Annotated in this window: 13 protein-coding genes; 7 read left to right on the plus strand and 6 right to left on the minus strand. The window is 71.7% G+C overall.

Annotation, left to right across the window (positions count from 1 at the left end; translation table 11 throughout):
- Positions 1 to 120 precede the first annotated feature (120 nt).
- Positions 121 to 1197 carry a membrane dipeptidase gene (locus OG553_RS20610; RefSeq protein ID WP_405980400.1) on the plus strand — a complete coding sequence of 359 codons (1077 nt, stop codon included), beginning with the start codon at positions 121 to 123 and terminating at the stop codon, positions 1195 to 1197.
- Here OG553_RS20610 and OG553_RS20615 read toward each other — a convergent pair.
- Both OG553_RS20615 and OG553_RS20620 read right to left on the minus strand, forming a co-directional pair.
- Positions 1194 to 2492 (minus strand): glycosyltransferase 87 family protein, encoded by a 1299-nt coding sequence (locus OG553_RS20615; RefSeq protein WP_405980401.1) that lies wholly within the window; start codon positions 2490 to 2492, stop codon positions 1194 to 1196. The genes OG553_RS20610 and OG553_RS20615 overlap by 4 nt on opposite strands.
- Before the next feature lie 282 nt (positions 2493 to 2774).
- Positions 2775 to 4118: a UDP-glucose dehydrogenase family protein gene (locus OG553_RS20620; protein WP_405980402.1), complete on the minus strand. Its 1344-nt coding sequence runs from the start codon at positions 4116 to 4118 to the stop codon at positions 2775 to 2777.
- 240 nt (positions 4119 to 4358) lie between these two features.
- Here OG553_RS20620 and OG553_RS20625 point away from each other — a divergent pair, with 240 nt between their 5' ends.
- The 3 genes from OG553_RS20625 (at position 4359) to OG553_RS20635 (ending at position 7855) form a co-directional block, all read left to right on the plus strand.
- Entirely contained in the window at positions 4359 to 5516 is a 1158-nt protein-coding gene (locus OG553_RS20625) for an acyl-CoA dehydrogenase family protein (protein ID WP_365146144.1), read from the plus strand.
- Positions 5517 to 5933: 417 nt separating this feature from the next.
- Complete coding sequence (locus tag OG553_RS20630; protein ID WP_405980403.1) at positions 5934 to 7016, plus strand: sugar phosphate nucleotidyltransferase; 1083 nt, start codon at positions 5934 to 5936, stop codon at positions 7014 to 7016.
- On the plus strand, positions 7016 to 7855 hold the full coding sequence (locus OG553_RS20635) for a polyprenol monophosphomannose synthase (RefSeq protein ID WP_405980404.1): 840 nt from the start codon (positions 7016 to 7018) through the stop codon (positions 7853 to 7855). The genes OG553_RS20630 and OG553_RS20635 overlap by 1 nt, the downstream gene beginning before the upstream one ends.
- A gap of 95 nt (positions 7856 to 7950) precedes the next feature.
- Here OG553_RS20635 and OG553_RS20640 read toward each other — a convergent pair whose 3' ends face one another.
- Complete coding sequence (locus OG553_RS20640) at positions 7951 to 9093, minus strand: acyltransferase family protein (protein ID WP_405980405.1); 1143 nt, start codon at positions 9091 to 9093, stop codon at positions 7951 to 7953.
- A 186-nt stretch (positions 9094 to 9279) separates the two neighbouring features.
- On the minus strand, positions 9280 to 10653 hold the full coding sequence (locus OG553_RS20645) for an LCP family protein (protein ID WP_405980406.1): 1374 nt from the start codon (positions 10651 to 10653) through the stop codon (positions 9280 to 9282).
- Between the two features lie 106 nt (positions 10654 to 10759).
- Here OG553_RS20645 and OG553_RS20650 point away from each other — a divergent pair, with 106 nt between their 5' ends.
- The 3 genes from OG553_RS20650 to OG553_RS20660 all read left to right on the plus strand — a co-directional run bounded on the left by OG553_RS20650 (position 10760) and on the right by OG553_RS20660 (position 14281).
- Positions 10760 to 11296, plus strand: a complete 537-nt coding sequence (locus OG553_RS20650; RefSeq protein ID WP_405980407.1) for an acyl-CoA thioesterase — start codon at positions 10760 to 10762, stop codon at positions 11294 to 11296.
- Between the two features lie 131 nt (positions 11297 to 11427).
- Positions 11428 to 12597, plus strand: a complete 1170-nt coding sequence (locus tag OG553_RS20655; RefSeq protein ID WP_405980408.1) for an acyltransferase family protein — start codon at positions 11428 to 11430, stop codon at positions 12595 to 12597.
- Positions 12598 to 12757: 160 nt separating this feature from the next.
- The gene (locus tag OG553_RS20660; protein ID WP_405980409.1) at positions 12758 to 14281 is read left to right on the plus strand and encodes a glycosyltransferase family 39 protein; all 1524 of its coding nucleotides are present in this window, start codon (positions 12758 to 12760) and stop codon (positions 14279 to 14281) included.
- 10 nt (positions 14282 to 14291) lie between these two features.
- On the opposite strand, the gene OG553_RS20665 is transcribed toward OG553_RS20660, so the two are convergent.
- The gene (locus OG553_RS20665) at positions 14292 to 15683 is read right to left on the minus strand and encodes an LCP family protein (protein ID WP_405983092.1); all 1392 of its coding nucleotides are present in this window, start codon (positions 15681 to 15683) and stop codon (positions 14292 to 14294) included.
- A 428-nt stretch (positions 15684 to 16111) separates the two neighbouring features.
- Complete coding sequence (locus OG553_RS20670) at positions 16112 to 17677, minus strand: LCP family protein (RefSeq protein ID WP_405983093.1); 1566 nt, start codon at positions 17675 to 17677, stop codon at positions 16112 to 16114.
- Between the last annotated feature and the right edge of the window lie 129 nt (positions 17678 to 17806).

Genomic DNA, 17806 nt, shown 5'->3' on the forward strand with positions numbered 1-17806 from the left:
AACCCGCCGGGAGGCTACGGCACCACCCGAACGCCACATCCGCCGGGCGGCCCCGGCTCCCCACGTGTCACGGTGGCACCATCTTCTCTCCCTGCTGCCGCCGAGACCGGAGCCACTGCCATGGCCGATCTGCAGGATGAACCCCACTCCGTGGGCGTCGGAGCCGAAGACGTCCCCGCCCCCGCCCCCGCGTTCGTGGGCGGCGCCCTGGAACGGGCAGCCGAGCTGCTCGCCGTCCATCCCGTCGCGGACGGGTGCAACACCCTCGTCTGGACCCTGCGCCAGAGCCCGTACCACGACATCGAAACCCCGGACACCGGAGTCGACACCGACATCCCCCGGCTGCGCGCCGGCGGGGTGGGCGCCCAGTTCTGGACGCTGCTCGTGCCCCCGGGCCGGCCGCGCGAGGGCGCGGCCGCCGACCAGGTGGTGTCCGACACCCTCGAACAGATCGACGTGGCGCGGTCCCTGATGCGCCGCTACTCCGACAGCCTGTGCCTCGCGCTGAGCGCCGACGACATGGTCGACGCCCGCAACCGGGGCCGGATCGCCTCGTTCCTGGGGCCCGTCCCCGGCAGTACGCTCACCGACTCCCTCGGTGCGCTGCGGGCCTTCCACGCGCTGGGCGTCCGCATCCTCGCGCCCGCGGGCGCCCCCTGGGCCGAGGAGGGCCTGACGGCCTTCGGCCACGAGGTGGTCAAGGAGGTGAACCGGCTGGCGATGCTGCTGGACCTGACGGGCTGCCCGCCGGCCGCGGCCTGCCAGCTCGCGGCGGCGTCCAAGGCGCCGGTGATCATCTCGAACGCGGGGGCCGCCGCCCTCAACCCGCATCCGGGCAACGTCACGGACGAGGTGCTGCTCGCGCTGCGGGCGGCGAACGGACTGGCGATGGTCACCTTCGACACCGCGCGGACCGGGGACTCCCTGCACGCGGTGGCCGACCACCTGGACCACGTACGGGCCATCGCGGGCCCGGAGGGCGTCGGACTCGGAGCGGCCTTCGGCGCCGAACGGGGCGGCCCCCGCCCGGCCGGCCTCACCGACCCCTCGGGCTACCCGCACCTGATCGCGGAACTACTGGAACGGGGCTGGTCGGAAGCCGACGTGGCCCTGCTGACCTGGGGCAACGCCCAGCGGGTGCTGCGTGACGCGGAGTTCACGGCCCGCGCCGCCCAGCACCGCAGGCCGACTCCCTAGAGGGAGGCCAGGGCCCGCTTCGGCAGGACGGTCGCCTTCCACAGCCGGACCATCGACCACACCGTGGCGTAGAGCAGGAGGCCGTTGCGCGCGCACAGCAGGATCGTGCCGAGCGTGCTGTTGGTGAGGATGTCCGAGCCGTACCAGACCGGGAAGATCAGTGTGGTCAGCGCGTTGGCGGCGATGAGCAGCCAGGCGACCGGACGCTGGGTGGTGTTCCTGGAGGTCAGGCAGACGGCGGCGAGGCCGAGCAGCCAGATCATGTACTGCGGGCTGATGACGCGGCTGGTGACCGTGAAGACCATGATCGCGCAGAGCGCGGCGTCGAAAGGCGTCGCGCTCGACCAGCGGTTGGCCCGGACGCGCCACAGCAGGAGCAGCAGGAAGCCGACCACGGTCAGGCCGAGCGAGGCCCGCGCGATGGCGGGCACGTACGGGCCGACGTACTCGAAGGCGCCGTACTGGAAGTTGATCTCGCCGGGCCACAGGTCCAGGAGGCGGGCCGCCATCAGCGCGGAGCCGCCGAGGGACTCGACCTGCACGCCGCGGTCGCCCTGGTTCCCGAGGAAGCCGAGGGTGTCGCGGAACAGCAGCGCGAAGACGGCCAGCAGCGCGGCGCCGGACAGCGCGGCCGCGACGAAGGCGTCCCGCGTCGACTTGCCGCGCGGGGTGCCGAGCAGGGTGAGCAGCGGCCACACCTTGACCATCGCGCCGATGCCGGCGATGACCCCGCCGAGCTTCGGGCGGTTCCGCAGCGCGAGGAGGGCGAAGACCGCGAGCAGGGTGACCTGGATGTCGTAGCGGGCGAACGGGGTCGCCATCATCATCGGCAGCGTCACCAGCCACACCAGGGCGCCGGCCATGCTGCCGTCGCTGCGGCGCGCGGCGCGGACGAGGCCGAGCAGGACCACGCCGTCGCAGAGCACCGTCAGGGCCACGAAGGCCTGGAAGTAGGTGAGGAACGGCAGCAGGTCGGGCGAGAGGAAGATCGCCGCGGCGGCCGGGGGGTACTGCCACATGATGTCGTTCTGCGGCAGCGTCCACGTGACGAGGACGTTGTACCAGTTGTGGTAGGTCGCGGTGACCTCGACGCGGACGACGTTCGAGCTGAAGAAGTCGTTGACGAGCATCCAGAGCATCGCTGCCCGGCTGGCCAGCCAGAACCCCGCGATGGCGAGCAGGGCGCCGCGTCCTCGCACGGCCGTCTCGAAGGATGCCCGCCGGCCGCGCCGGGAGGCGGGCGCCGCCGTCGCGGATGCGGTCGGGTGGGCTGGGGGGCTGCTGGTCGTGGTCATCGGCGCAGAGTCTACCCAGTCGTTTATTCCACTTTTTTGACTGAGATCCATCAAAAGTGGGTATGGATGTACGCCCTGCTCAACCGGCAGACCCCCGGAAACCCTTACGCCTGCGGTCGGCCCATCGCCCGGTACGTCCAGCCGGCCGCCCGCCAGCGCACGGGGTCGAGCGCGTTCCGACCGTCCCCTTCTTGACGCGGTCCTCGCGCCGCTCGGCGCCGGGGCGCCTCGCGGGCTTCGGTCCGCTGCGCCGGACTCCGTCCGTCGAGGCGGTGGCGCGGGTCAGGCCTGCGGTCGGCCCATCGCCCGGTACGTCCAGCCGGCCGCCCGCCAGCGCACGGGGTCGAGCGCGTTCCGACCGTCCAGGACCAGGCGGTCGGTGACGACGGCGCCGAGCTCGGCCGGGTCGAGGTCGCGGAACTCGCGCCACTCGGTGAGGTGCAGGACGACCTCGGCGCCGCGGGCCGCCGCGAGCGCGGAGTCCGCGTAGCCGAGGGTGGGGAAGACCCGGCGGGCGTTGTCCATGCCCTTGGGGTCGTAGACGGTGACCTGGCCGCCCTGGAGGTGGATCTGCCCGGCGACGTTGAGCGCGGGGGAGTCGCGGACGTCGTCGGAGTCGGGCTTGAAGGTGGCGCCGAGGACGGCGACCCGCTTGCCGAGGAAGGAGCCTCCGACGGCCTCGCGGGCCAGCTCGACCATGTGGCCGCGGCGGCGCATGTTGATGGAGTCGACCTCCCGCAGGAAGGTCAGGGCCTGGTCGGCGCCCAGCTCGCCGGCCCGGGCCATGAAGGCGCGGATGTCCTTGGGCAGGCAGCCGCCGCCGAAGCCGATGCCGGCGCGCAGGAACTTCGAGCCGATCCGCTCGTCGTGGCCGATGGCCTCGGCCAGCTTGACCACGTCGCCGCCCGCGGCCTCGCACACCTCCGCCATCGCGTTGATGAAGGAGATCTTGGTCGCCAGGAAGGAGTTCGCGGCCGTCTTGACGAGCTCCGCCGTCGGGAAGTCGGTGACCACCAGCGGGCTGCCCTCGGACATCGGGGTCTCGTACACCTCGCGCAGCAGCTTCTCGCCGCGCTCGCCCCGGACGCCGACGACGATCCGGTCGGGGTGCAGGGTGTCCTGCACGGCGAAGCCCTCGCGCAGGAACTCCGGGTTCCACGCCAGCTCCGCCTCCGCGCCCACCGGGGCCAGCTCCGCCAGCTTCGCCGCGAGCCGCGCCGCGGAGCCCACCGGCACCGTCGACTTGCCGACCACCAGCACCGGCCGGGTCAGGTGCGGGGCCAGCGACTCGAACGCCGAGTCGACGTACGACATGTCGCAGGCGTACTCGCCGTGCTTCTGCGGGGTGTTCACGCACACGAAGTGGACGTCGCCGAACTCGCCGAGCTCCTCCCAGGACCGTGTGAACCGCAGCCGCCCGGTGGACCCCGGCAGCCCCGCCACGTGCCGGGCGAGCAGATCTTCCAGGCCCGGCTCGTACATCGGGGCCCGGCCGGCCTCCAGCATCGCGATCTTCTCCGGGACCACGTCCAGGCCCAGCACCTCGAAGCCGAGTTCCGCCATGGCCGCGGCATGGGTGGCGCCCAGGTAGCCGGTACCGATCACGGTGATCTTGAGGGGGGCCATGGATGCTCCAGAGGTGCGGGGCCGTTTGCGGCCCCCGAGCATAGTCGGGCCGGTCCGGGGGGACGTTCCCAGGAGCATCCGGCTGTCACGCAGCTCACGTACGCGCCACATATCGCTGCACGGACGCCGGGAACTAGAATTTGGGTTACTTAACGGTAGTTAGCATCCCGCGCCGAGCGTGCGGCAGCGACACACGGCTGTCGCCGCCCCACGGCGCGTGACCTTGGGGAGTGAGAGATCTTGGCGGGTTCTGCCGACTTCGACCTGTACCGCCCGGCCGAGGAGCACGACATGCTCCGAGAGTCCGTCCGCGCGCTCTGCGAGGCGAAGATCCTCCCGTTCGCGGCCGCCGTCGACGAGGAGGCCCGCTTCCCGCAGGAGGCCCTCGACGCCCTCGTCGCCAACGACCTGCACGCCGTCCACGTGCCGGAGACCTACGGCGGCGCCGGCGCCGACGCCCTCGCCACGGTCATCGTGATCGAGGAGGTGGCCCGCGTCTGCGCGTCCTCCTCCCTCATCCCGGCCGTGAACAAGCTCGGCTCCCTCCCGGTGATCCTCTCCGGCTCCGAGGAGCTCAAGGCCAAGTACCTCGGCCCGCTGGCCAAGGGCGACGGGATGTTCTCGTACTGCCTCTCCGAGCCCGACGCGGGCTCCGACGCGGCCGGCATGAAGACCCGCGCGGTCCGCGACGGCGACTTCTGGGTGCTCAACGGCGTCAAGCGCTGGATCACCAACGCGGGCGTCTCCGACTACTACACGGTCATGGCCGTCACCGACCCGGAGAAGCGCTCCAAGGGCATCTCGGCCTTCGTCGTCGAGAAGTCCGACGAGGGAGTCTCCTTCGGCGCCCCCGAGAAGAAGCTCGGCATCAAGGGCTCCCCGACGCGCGAGGTCTACCTCGACAACGTCCGCATCCCCGCCGACCGCATGATCGGCGCCGAGGGCACCGGCTTCGCCACCGCGATGAAGACCCTCGACCACACCCGCATCACCATCGCCGCCCAGGCCCTCGGCATCGCCCAGGGCGCCCTGGACTACGCCAAGGGCTACGTCCAGGAGCGCAAGCAGTTCGGCAAGCCGATCGGCGACTTCCAGGGCGTCCAGTTCATGCTCGCGGACATGGCCATGAAGATCGAGGCCGCCCGCCAGCTGACCTACGCCGCCGCCGCCAAGTCGGAGCGCGTCGATTCCGACCTGACCTTCTTCGGCGCCGCCGCCAAGTGCTTCGCCTCCGACGTGGCCATGGAGGTCACCACGGACGCCGTCCAGCTCCTCGGCGGCTACGGCTACACCCGCGACTACCCGGTCGAGCGCATGATGCGCGACGCCAAGATCACCCAGATCTACGAGGGCACGAACCAGGTCCAGCGCATCGTCATGGCCCGCAACCTGCCGTAGCGCAGCCCGGCCCGTACGCGCGTGAAAGGCCCCCGCGACCGCCGGGGGCCTTTCCGTGCGCCCTCCTTTGTAACGATTCCGATCCAGCGGGCGGCCGGGCCGCGAGCGCACGCCCCCGGCGGGCCGCCGTGCCCCCCTCGCGGGGGAGGCACCCCGCCGGGCCGCGCCGCCCGAAGCGCCCGGGCGGACGCCGCGGCCGGGGTTTCGCCGCTGAGCAGCGGGTCTTCGGCCGAGCAGCCCGTACGCCGTACATATAGAGGGGACGGACGGGCCCCCGCGCATGCGCAGAGTGAGGATCCCGCCGTAACCGGAACGTTGCCGCGGGCGGCCGGCCCGGCCCGCCTCCGGGCTTCGCACTGCCCGGGATGGGCTAACTTTGAAGCTTCGTACGCCCGAACCGGTTGGGGAGAGAACAAAATGACGGAAGCGATCCTGCTGGTCGGCGGGCAGGGGACGCGACTGCGCCCCGTGACGGTGAACACCCCCAAGCCGATGGTTCCGGCAGCGGGCGTCCCGTTCCTCGCCCACCAGATAGCCAGGGCCGCAGCCGCCGGTGTCACGCACATCGTGATGGCCACCTGCTACCTCGCCGAGGTCTTCGAGCCCTACTTCGGCGACGGTTCCGACTTCGGCATCACCCTCGAATACGTCGTCGAGGACGAGCCGCTGGGCACGGGCGGCGCCATCCGCAACGCCGCCGAGCGCCTGACCGGCGGCCCCGACTCCCCGGTCCTCGTCTTCAACGGCGACATCCTCACCGGTCTCGACATCGCCGGCCTGGTCGAGTCGCACCGGGCGGCCGACGCCGACGTCTCCCTGCACCTCGTACGCGTCGAGGACCCCCGCGCCTTCGGCCTGGTCCCCACCGACGCCGACGGGCGGGTGCTGGCCTTCACCGAGAAGCCGGAGACCCCCGAGGAGATCATCACCGACCAGATCAACGCCGGCTGCTACGTCTTCCGCCGCAGCGTGATCGACTCCATCCCGGCCGGCCGCCCGGTGTCCGTCGAGCGCGAGACCTTCCCCGGCCTGCTCGCCTCCGGCGCCAAGCTCCACGGCGTCACCGAGGACACCTACTGGCTGGACCTCGGCAAGCCCGAGTCCTTCGTCCAGGCCTCCGCCGACCTGGTGCGCGGCGTCGTCTCCTCCCCGGCCGTCCCCGGCCCGCGCGGCGAGGCCCTCGTGCTCCCCGGTGCAGAGGTGGCGGACGGCGCCAAGCTCTCGGGCGGTACCGTTGTGGGTGCCGGCGCCCGGATCGAATCGGGTGCTGTCGTCCAGGGCTCCATCGTGCTGGACGGCGCGATCCTCGGCGCGGACACGGTGGTGAGCGCCAGCCTCATCGGCGCAGGCGCCTCGGTGGGCAAGCGCACGGTGGTGACGGGCGCGGTCATCGGCGACGGTGCCGTCGTGGGGGCTGACAACGAACTTCGCGCAGGGGTGCGGGTGTGGTGCGAGGCTGAACTGCCCGACGCCGCCGTCCGCTTCTCCTCCGACCGGTGATGACCAACTTGAGTGAGGCACAACCTGTGATAGGCGAGCAGCAGACTCCCCGCGCGACCGACGTCGCAACCACCAAGCTCCCCGACACCTGGGCGGACACGCCGCTCACCGTGGTCATGCCCACCTACAACGAGGCGGGCAACCTGCCGGGCATGGTGGAGCTGCTCATGGGCCTCGACCAGCCGGGCCTGCGCCTGCTGATCGTCGACGACTCCTCGCCCGACGGCACCGGCAAGATCGCCGACGAGCTCGCCGAGGGCTTCCTCACCGAGGACGGCAAGCCCCGCATGTCCGTCCTGCACCGCACCGCCAAGGACGGCCTCGGCCGCGCCTACGCGGCCGGCATGGCCAAGGCCGTCGAGGACGGCGCCGAGTACGTGCTCCAGATGGACGCCGACGGCTCCCACCCGGCCGGCAAGATCGCCGAGATGCTGGGCGTCGCCCGCTCCACCGGCGCCGGTCTCGTCGTCGGCTCCCGCTACGTGCCGGGCGGCACCCTCTCCGACGCCTGGGGCGCGCACCGCAAGCTGCTCTCCCGCTGGGCCAACGCGTACGCGAGCACCATCCTGGGCACCCGCGTCCGCGACATCACCGGCGGCTTCAACCTGTGGAGCGCGGGCGCGCTCAAGGCGATCGACCTCGCGTCGATCGGCAGCGCCGGCTACAGCTTCCAGGTGGAGATGAAGTTCAAGGCCCTGCGCCGCGGCTTCCAGGTGATGGAGGTCCCGATCCACTTCGAGGACCGCACCGTCGGCGAGTCCAAGATGAACCTGGCCGTCCAGCTGGAGTCCATCGCGATGCCGTGGAAGCTCCGCGCGGCCGCCGGCAAGAAGAAGTAACCGCACCCGGTACCGGTCACCGGTACCGGTACCCGGTCGTACGGAAGGGGCACCCCCTCGGGGGTGCCCCTTCCGGCGTACCCGGCACCGCGTGCTCAGCCCCGCCCCGTCGGCCGGGTCTCCAGGAAGCGCTTCAGCCGGCCCGCCGCCGGCCGCTCCACGAACCGCTGGATCAGCCAGGACGCCAGCAGCATCACGGCCATCGCCGACAGCAGCAGCGTCCACGGCTCGACGTCCCGGTGCCACTGCCTCAGCAGGGTCACCCCGATCTGCTGGTGCAGCAGGTACAGCGGGTACGACATGGCCCCCGCGACCGACAGCCAGCGCCAGTCGACCCGGTCCAGCCAGCCCAGCGCCACCGCGGCCATCACCAGGTAGCACAGGGTCACGACGAGCAGGCACATCTCCCAGGACAGCCGGTCGCCCTTGACGGTGTTCCACTGGACGATGTCGTTCAGCCAGCGCTGCATCAGCAGCCAGGAGAACACCAGCAACGCCCACGGCTCGCCCGCCCGCGCCCCCTCACGGCGGATCAGGTAGAAGCAGATCCCGGAGACGAACAGCGGCGAGTAGTTCGGGTTCGCCAGCACCTGGAGCACCGGCAGCCCGGAGCCGGGTGCCAGCAGAGAGGCCACCGTCCAGATCCAGCAGAAGTTCAGCACCTTGCGGTACGTCAGGCCCGTCCACGCGACCACGGCGAAGATCAGGTAGAAGCGGACCTCGGACCACAGCGTCCAGTACGACGCGTCCATCGGCGAGCTGCCCAGCGGCGTCTGCACCATCGTCAGGTTGGTGAGCACCTGGCTCAGCCCCGGCCCGGCCCCGCCGAACGGCTTCTGGACGGCCAGCATCACGCCCATGGTGACCAGTACGCAGAACCAGTACGCGGGTCCCAGCCGGATCACCCGGCTGCGCAGGTAGCTGCCGAGCGGCCGCCCCCACGCCGACATGCAGATGACGAAGCCGCTGATCATGAAGAACAGCTCCACGCCCATCCAGCTGTACCGGCCGACCATCGTCAGCCACCCGAAGGCGTCCCGCCCCCACACCTCCTGACGGGTGTAGTGGTGCACCAGCACCAGCACCGCCGCGAGGATCCGCAGCCCGTCCAGCACGCGCAGCCGGGGCGGCCGCGCGGCCGACGGGGTCACCCGCCCCGGCCGGGGGGACAGCACGAAGCGGCGTTCGCCGTCCTCCCGCCGGTCTTCGACGACGCGCGGGGACGGATGCAGGGACATGGAGGCTCCACGGGCAGGCTGACGCGTGCCCGAATTTCTTACGGCCGCGCCGGTTCACGAGCCCGTTCGCGCCTTCCCCCGGCCGTCTGGGCCGCAACAGTCTTACGAAAGACCGCCCGGGATGTCCACAGGGGGTGACCGAGCGAACACCCGCCCCTCACCCGTTCGGACGCGGACGACGGCCCGTCACTGCCCCTTGACGGTCACCTTCTGGTCGTTCTGGATCTCCTTGACCAGCTGCTGCACCTTCGCCTTGTCCCAGACCAGGTTCCCGCCGCGCTCACCGGAGATCGGCATGTTCATCGACACGCCGTCACCGCCGCTGATGCCCTTCATCGCGAAGAACATCTGACCCATGTCCCACAGCCCCATGTCCTTGTCCACGATCAGCGTGTCCAGGCCGGCGCCCATCACCGGGTAGAGGGAGAAGGGGTTCAGGACCGTGCCCGGGGTGGCCGCCTGGCTCGCCAGCGCGGAGAGGAACTTCTGCTGGTTCTTCGTCCGCTGGAGGTCCGACTCGGCGAAGGCGTACCGGGTGCGGACGAACGCCAGCGACTGCTCGCCGTTGAGGGTCTGCTTGCCCGCCTTGAAGTCGGCGCCCGACTTCTCGTCCTTGAAGGCCTGCTCGATGTCCAGCTCCACCCCGCCGAGCGCGTCCACGATGTTCGCGAACCCGGCGAAGCCGATCTCGGCGTAGTGGTCGATGCGCAGGCCGGTGTTGAACTCCACCGTCCGCACCAGCAGCTCCGGCCCGTCCTCCGCGTACGCGGCGTTCAGCTTGACCCGGCGCTTCTGCGAGGGGAACTTCTTGCCCGACTGGGAGCCGACGAAGGAGGGGATCTCCACGTCGGAGTCGCGCGGCAGCGAGATCATCGTGTTCCCGCTGGAGCACTTCGCCAGGATCATCATCGAGTCGGTGCGCTTGCCCTCGGCGGAGCCCGTGTGGAGCTTCTTCTTCTCCTCGTCGGACATGCCCTCGCGGCTGTCGGAGCCCACGATCAGGTAAGTGGTGCAGTCGCCCTCCTTCGGGCGCTCGATGACCTTCGCCAGGTCGACCTCGCGGCGCACCTGGGAGTCCGCCCAGAAGTAGGTGCCGATGCCGGTCACCAGGAGTACGGAGACCACCGCGATCGAACCGATCTTGATCCGCTTGCGCCAGTCGACGACGACGCGGACGGGTGTGGGACCACCGGGACCACCCGGGCCGCCGGGACCCAGGGGGCGCCCGGGACCATCGGGGCCCGAGGGATTGCGGGGGCCGGCGGGACGCCCGTACACCTGGCCGGTGTTGTAGCCGCTGTCGTACGCGGAGTCGGGTCCCTGCGCCTGCTGCGGCGGCACCCCGTACCCCGGACGGCCGCCGGGACGCCCGCCCGGCGGCGGGGACTGCGGCGGGACCGGCGGGCGCGCCGGACGCTGCGGCTGCCGCTGCTGGGGCTGCCGCTGGACGTGGCGCATCCGCTGCGCCCCGTCCGGCTGCCCCTGCCCGCTGCCGCGCCCGTACCCGTCATCGCGGCGGCCCTGCGCGTCGCGCTCGCCGTACCCGTCCCAGTCACTCATGGGCACAAGGATGCCCGCCCGGGAGCACCGCACGACACCCCGGTCCGCGCTTCGTACCGCGCCTGTTGCACACCTGATGCCTACGAACCGCACTTAAGGTGGCTGTATGACACAGATACCGGACGCACCCGAGGGCAAGCCGATCTCGGCGTCCCGGACCACCCTCAGCCACATCATGACGGCCAACGACACCAACCTCCTCGGCACCGTGCACGGCGGCGTGATCATGAAGTTGGTCGACGACGCCGCCGGCGCCGTGGCCGGACGCCACTCCGGCGGGCCCGCCGTCACCGCCTCCATGGACGAGATGGCCTTCCTCGCCCCCGTCCGCGTCGGCGACCTCGTCCACGTCCGGGCGCAGGTCAACTGGACCGGCCGCACCTCGATGGAGGTCGGCGTACGGGTCCTCGCGGAGCGGTGGAACGAGTCGAGCCCCGCCACCCAGGTCGGCAGCGCCTACCTCGTCTTCACGGCGGTCGACTCCGACGGCAAGCCCCGCCAGGTCCCCCCGGTGATCCCGGAGACCGAGCAGGACGAGCGCCGCTACCAGGAGGCCCAGATCCGCCGCACCCACCGCCTCGCCCGCCGGCAGGCCATCACCGAACTGCGTCGGCGGCGGGCCGCGGAGGGCCTCGACGACTGAGTTCCGGGTGTGGGGTCGGTTACGGAACGGCCGTGGGGCGCCACGGGCGCCCGGGCTCCGTCTAGAGTGTCGGGCGACGGCCGGGGGGGGCGTCGATTCCAAGCCGGACACTTCGTGGAGCTGTTCCCCTCATGACGCCTGCCACACAAGTACCCGTACTCCTCGACGCCATACCGCCCCAGCAGGAGCAGCGCGACAAGGGACGGGTGCGCCGCCCGCGCCTCTACGTCCTGGACGGGCTGCGCCTGCTGGCCGCGCTGTCCGTGGTCGCCTTCCACTGGACCGGCGTCAACCTCCACCCGGAAGTGTGGGGCCAGAAGCCCAAGTCGCTGATGCCCGCGGTCAACGGCATCACCGCGTACGGCTGGATGGGCGTCCAGCTCTTCTTCCTGATCAGCGGGTTCGTCATCTGCATGTCGTGCTGGGGCCGTTCCCCCCGCGACTACTTCATATCCCGCGTGGTCCGGCTCTACCCCGCCTACTGGTTCGGCGTCATCGCCACCGCCCTGGTGGTGAACTTCGCCGTCACGGTCCGGCCGAGCCGCAAGCCGCTGGGCATCAGCGACCTTCTGGCCAACCTCACCATGCTGCAGAAGCCCCTGTGGGTGCCCGACGCCGACGGCGTGTACTGGACCCTCTGGGTCGAGCTCCGGTTCTACCTGCTCTTCGCCGTCGTGGCCGTCATGGGTCTCACCTACCGCAGGGTCCTCGCGTTCTGCGGGATCTGGACGATCCTGGCCGTGATCGCCCCGTACACGCAGATCGGCCTGCTGGACCTGCTGCTCCTGCCGAACGACGCCCCGTACTTCATCGCGGGCGTGGCCATGTACCTGATCTACCGCTTCGGTGTGAACCCGATGCTGATCGCGGTCGTCGCCTTCTCCTGGCTCATCGCGCAGAACCGGCTGCACGTCACCGTGGGGGCCTACCGGCACGAAGTGGGCTACGACCTGTCGTGGCCGATCGCCGCGACCATCACGGCCGTGTTCTTCCTGGTGATGCTGGCCGCCGCGACGGGCCTCCTCAACAGGATCCAGTGGAAGTGGCTGACCGTCGCCGGAGCCCTCACCTACCCCGTCTACCTCCTCCACCAGGAGATCGGCTGGGCGCTGATCCGCTGGGGCCGCGACCACGGGCTCGCGCCGTACCCGCTGCTCGCGATGTGCCTGGCGGCGATCCTGCTGCTCTCCTGGCTGGTCCACCGCTTCGTCGAGCGGCCCGGTTCGGCGTCGCTCAAGCGGATGCTGGAGGGCGCGAGGTTCTCGCTGCCGAAGAAGGACCCGGCGGTCGTCTCCCGCTGAGCCGCGGCCCGTCGGCGGCGGCCGGCGGCGGCCGGATGTCCGCCGGAATTGGATGGGGCCCCGGGCCGCGACTTACCCTGTGACGTCGAGAGAGGTCCGGAACGTCCCGCGCCCAGGCCACCCCCACAGCCGATCCGACGGATCCGGAAGGTACCACCACATGACCAGCAGCAGTACGGCGACCGCGGCCGCGGCAGGCTCCGGACGGCACGTCCCGGACGGGGGCACGAGCTCCCGGGACGTCCCCCGCGCCGCCCGCACGGCCCGCTACGACTGGCTGTGGGCCGCCCTGCTGACCCTCGCCGTCGCCGCCGTCGGCATCGGGCGCGCCCAGCCCTGGCGGGACGAGCTCGCCAGCTGGAACGCCGCCTCGCGCAGCACCGGCGAGCTGGCCGACATGCTGGGCCACGTCGACGCCGTCTCCGGCCTCTACTACTTCCTGCTGCACTTCTGGGTCTCCGTCTTCGGGGACTCCACCGCCATGCTCCGGCTCCCGTCGGCGCTCGCCATGGCCGGCGCCGCCGCCTTCGCCGTCCTGACGGCCCGCACCCTCTTCGACCGCCGCACCGCCGTCTTCACCGGGCTGCTGTTCGCGTTCGTGCCGGCCGTGTCCCGGTACGGGCAGGAGGCGCGCTCGTACGCCTTCGTCGTACTCGCCGTCAGCGCCGCCACCTGGCTGCTGCTGCGGGCGCTGGAGCGCCCGGTCCTGCGCCGCTGGGCCCCGTACGCGCTCGCCGTGGCCGCGGCCGGGCTGTTCCACGTCGTCTCCCTGCTCTTCCTGCTGCCGCACGGCCTGATCGTGCTGCTGCGCTGGCGGCGGGACCGGCGCGGGCGCACCGTCCTCGCCTACGCCGCCACGGTGGCCGTCGCCCTGCTCCCCGTGATCCCGCTGGTGCTGCTGGGGCAGCGCCAGGTCGGCCGGCAGATCAACTGGATCAAGACCCCGCACCTGCGGAGCGTCGCCGACCTCTGGAACAACCTCTTCGGCTCCCCGACGATAGGCCTCGCCCTCGCCGCGCTGGTCCTGCTCCCGCTCGCCTGGAGCCGGGGCCGGCGGCCCGCGGCGGAGCTCCTGCTGGCCGGCGGGGCCCCGATCGTGGCCGCCTGGGTGGTCTCGCAGGGCAGCACCTCGTACTTCATGGACCGCTACCTGCTCTTCACCGTGCCCGCCTGGGTGGTGCTCGCGGCCGCCGCCCTGGCCGCGCTGCGGCCGCTGCGGGCCGGGGCGCTGGTGCTGGCCGCGCTGATCCTCCTGGGCCTGCCCGACCAGCGGCAGATGCGCACCGAATGGGCCCGGGTCGGCCTCGACGGCCAGGCCGCGGCGCAGATCATCGGCAAGGGCTACCGGCCCGGGGACGGGTTCGTGCCCGTGCGCGGCGCCGACCGGGTGTTCATGATCGACTTCCAGGTGGAGTACTTCCTCCCGGAGCGCGTCCAGCTCCGGGACGTCTTCGCCGAGCGCTCGGCACTGGACAGCGACGACCTGTTCCCGCAGGAGTGCGCCCGGCCCGCGGAGTGCCTGCGCGCCACCCCGCGCGTGTGGGTGGTCACCTGGAGCGGCACGAAGGACCCGTACCACAAGCTCCCGAAGGAGCAGGCCGACGCGCTGCGCAGCCACTACCGGGTGGTGGAGACCAAGACGGTGAAGGGCCTGAGCGTCTCCCTGCTGGAGCGCGCCGCCTGAGCGGCGCCCCCTACGGCCCGCACACCACCTGGTCGCCGGTGACGGCCTGGTCCCCGCCGCCCCGGTAGGGGTCCTCGGCCCGCACCGGCACCACCTTGCGGTACTCCGAACCGGCCGTCACCAGCACCGTGCGGCCCTGCCCGGCGACCGCGCGCAGCTCGCTGCCCGGCAGCGCCGCCGCCACCGTGCGGGCCGAGCGGTCCCAGCGCGGGTCGTACGCGATCACCGTGCGCCGCACGTCGCGGCTGGCGCCGTTGCCCGGGGCACGGGTGGTGTCGAAGCCGGTGGCGCGCAGGGCCTCGTCCACCCGGCCGCCGAGCCCGTCGATCCGGGTGCCGTTCTCCACCTGGACCCGGATCTGCTGCGGCGGCACGTCCACCGTCACGGCGGCGGGCCGCTGCCGCCCGCCGGTGCCCCCGCCGGGCCGGGGCGGGGCGAGCGGGCGGTCCTTGCGCAGCGCCTCGAAGAGCCGGGCGGCCTTCGGCCCGTCCCACTTCACCGTCGAGCCGATGCCCTTGACCGGGTACGAGGCGTCCCCGACCGGCACCGAGGCGAACTCGGACGAGGAGGGCGTGAAGTCGCGCATGGCCTGGCCCAGCGCCAGCATCTGCTCCGAGCCGAAGCCCCGGTCGGCCCGCACCGACCCCAGCAGGGTGGAGCTGACCTCCTTGAACTTCACCGGGTTCAGCAGCACCCCGCCCCCGGTGGCCTGTTTGACCAGGGCGGCGACGAACCGCTGCTGGCGCTGCATGCGGCCCAGGTCGGAGGCCCCGTCGACGTGGCGGGAGCGCACGTACTGCAGGGCCTGGCCGCCGCTCAGCCGGTGCGTGCCCGGCAGCAGGTCCAGGCCGGTGTTCTGGTCGTGCAGGGCCTTGACGGTGCAGATCTCCACGCCGCCCATCGCGTCGACGGTCTTCATGAAGCTGCTGAAGTCGACCTCCAGGTAGTGGTCGATCTTGACCTTCGTCATGTTCTCGACGGTGCGGACGGTCAGGTTCGGCCCGCCCTCGGCGTAGGCCGCGTTGAGCTTCACGGGGTGGGGCCGGTGCGGTTTGCCGGACACCGGGTCGCGGTGCGCGGGCAGCTCGGCGTAGCTGTCCCGGGGCAGGCTGACCACACTGGCCCGTTCCCGGTCGGCGGAGAGGTGCACCAGCATGATCGTGTCGGTGCAGTGGCAGGGGGCGCCGCCGAGCCGGTACTCGCGCTTCTCCTCCGGGGTGATCCGGTCCCGGCCGTCGGTGCCGACGAGCAGGAAGTTCATCCCGTGCCCGGCCTGCGGGCGGTTCTTCATGTCCTTGAAGGGGTCGACCCGTTCGATCCCGGTGTCCAGGCCGGTCATCACCGCGTGCCCGACGGCTCCGGACCCCAGCACCACCAGCGACACCCCGGCCGCGATCCGCACCCCCCACCGGGGCCGGCCCTCCCGGCGCCGCCCCTTGCGGCCGCCGCCGCGCGCACGCCGCGGCTGGGGGGACCTGGCGGGTGGGGTGGGACGGTGCGGCTGGGGCACGGTGGACACCTCCGCGGGGGACGACAGCACGGGGACGGAGCCGGCGGTTCGCTCACGGTGCTGCTCACCGGCCGGCACATCGGGCAGATTCGTCAGAACAGTAGGCCCATACGATCAGCGTCTGTCCGTACCGCTCGTCCGCCGCGCACCCGTTTCCCCCGTACGCGGTAACGTCACACGGATACCCGGCCGTGAAGGACGGCATGCCCGCCCGGCAGCCCTCGCGGGTCCGACACCGCCGTCCCGGCCCCGGAAACGGCGGAAGGGGCGACCCGGTCCTCCACGGACCGGGTCACCCCTTCGCGTTCATCCGGGCCGGCTCACCACCGGTACGGCTTGTAGACCTCCATGCAGGCCCCGGTGTCCGAACCGTTGAGGGCGTCGGCCGAGTCCGGCACCGAACCGGCCTCCGGCGGCGCCTGCTGCGGGTAGACGGCGCCGTCGCGCCAGTCGCCGCCCACGATCAGGGTGATCCGGGAGACGTCCGCCGACTGCTGCACCGCGGTCCCCGGGATGCCCATGGCCGCCGCCACGCTCTGCGCCTCGTCGGCCAGGTCGGGGGACGGGTAGCGCACCACGGTCGCCTTCTCCGGGGTCAGCGCGCTGTCCGCGCGGGCCCCCGTGAAGCCCTTGGAGACCAGGGCCTCCGCCACCACGTTCGCCCGCCGGGGCGCCAGCGGCATCTTCTCCACGGCGGTGCCGTTGACCACGTTGACCTGGATCTTGTCCGGGGCGGTCGACGGAGCACCGGACGGGCCCTGGCCCGGCTGGGCCGGCTGTCCCGACTCCGCGGGCTGCGAGGCGCCCGGAGCGGGAGCCGACGCGGAAGCCGAGGCCGAGGCCTGTGCCGACGGGCTCTGCGGGGCCGTCGGCGCGCCGTTCTTGTCGAAGGCCACGTCCTTGCGGAGCATCGTCCACAGCTTGTCGGCGTCCGTCGGGTTCACCACGAGCCGGTCCGGGTCCGAGGGGTCCTGGAAGGTCGGCATCGTCGTCATCGTGATGCGGTTGGTCGGTACGTCCTTGAGCTGCATGGCCAGGTTGTAGAGCTTCTTGACCGAGCCGATCTCCTCGGAGACCTCCAGCGCCTTGGTGCCGGCCTCGGCCAGCGCCGTGATCCGGCCGACGTCGGTGAAGGCGTTCTGGCTCTTGAGCTCGCGCATCATCGAGTTCATGTACATGTGCTGGGCCTGCGCCCGTCCCAGGTCGCTGCTGAAGGCGTGCCGGGTGCGCAGCCACTGGAGGGCCTGCTCGCCCTTGACCCGGGTGGTGCCCTTCTGGAGCTTGAGGCCGGAGCCGCCGCCGGAGGTGGCTATCGGCCGGTCCCAGACGTTGTCCTTGACGCAGACCGGGACGCCGCCGACCGCGTCGGCCATCTGCACCACACCGGAGAAATCGATCATCATCCAGTGGTCGATGTAGACGTTGGTCAGCTTCTCCCACGTGGCCAGCGTGCAGCCGGGGCCGCCGCGGCCGAGCGACTCGTTGATCATCGCCCGGGTCTTCTTGAACTTCTCGCCGCTCTTCGGGTCCGTGCACTCGGGTATCTCGACCCGGGTGTCGCGCGGGATGCTCACCACGGAGGCGTTCTCCCGGTCGGCCGACACGTGCAGCAGCATCTGCACGTCCGCGAGCGGGGCGTTCCCCACGGTGTCGCGGCTGCCGCCGAGTTCGACGTTCTCCGGCTTGTTGCGGCTGTCCGAGCCGATGAGCAGGATGTTCAGCGGCCGCTGGCCCTTGGCGTTGGCATGGGTCTTCTCCACGCCGCTCTCACCGCTCAGGCGCTGCCCGCTGCGGATGTTGCCGTTGAGATGACGGTAGTAGAGGTACCCGGCCGCCGAGGTCCCCAGGATCAGGAACGCCATGACGGACGCCACCCAGAACAGCACCCGGCGGCGCCGCCGCCGGACCGGGAGCCCACCCTCCGGGGGCCGGGTCGTGCCCGAGCCCTTGGGCTCGGTCGTGCCCGAGCCCTTCCGGGGCGGGGGCACCGAGGCGGAGGCTTCCCCGTCGCCGTC

Source organism: Streptomyces sp. NBC_00158, assembly GCF_045160885.1.
Classification (GTDB): Bacteria; Actinomycetota; Actinomycetes; order Streptomycetales; family Streptomycetaceae; genus Streptomyces.

Excerpts from the sequence above, each read along its gene's own strand:
- OG553_RS20610 (WP_405980400.1), top strand. The coding sequence starts at position 121 with ATGGCCGATCTGCAGGATGAACCCCACTCCGTGGGCGTCGGAGCCGAA.
- OG553_RS20615 (WP_405980401.1), bottom strand. The coding sequence starts at position 2,492 with ATGACCACGACCAGCAGCCCCCCAGCCCACCCGACCGCATCCGCGACG.
- OG553_RS20620 (WP_405980402.1), bottom strand. The coding sequence starts at position 4,118 with ATGGCCCCCCTCAAGATCACCGTGATCGGTACCGGCTACCTGGGCGCC.
- OG553_RS20630 (WP_405980403.1), top strand. The coding sequence starts at position 5,934 with ATGACGGAAGCGATCCTGCTGGTCGGCGGGCAGGGGACGCGACTGCGC.
- OG553_RS20635 (WP_405980404.1), top strand. The coding sequence starts at position 7,016 with ATGACCAACTTGAGTGAGGCACAACCTGTGATAGGCGAGCAGCAGACT.
- OG553_RS20640 (WP_405980405.1), bottom strand. The coding sequence starts at position 9,093 with ATGTCCCTGCATCCGTCCCCGCGCGTCGTCGAAGACCGGCGGGAGGAC.
- OG553_RS20645 (WP_405980406.1), bottom strand. The coding sequence starts at position 10,653 with ATGAGTGACTGGGACGGGTACGGCGAGCGCGACGCGCAGGGCCGCCGC.
- OG553_RS20650 (WP_405980407.1), top strand. The coding sequence starts at position 10,760 with ATGACACAGATACCGGACGCACCCGAGGGCAAGCCGATCTCGGCGTCC.
- OG553_RS20655 (WP_405980408.1), top strand. The coding sequence starts at position 11,428 with ATGACGCCTGCCACACAAGTACCCGTACTCCTCGACGCCATACCGCCC.
- OG553_RS20660 (WP_405980409.1), top strand. The coding sequence starts at position 12,758 with ATGACCAGCAGCAGTACGGCGACCGCGGCCGCGGCAGGCTCCGGACGG.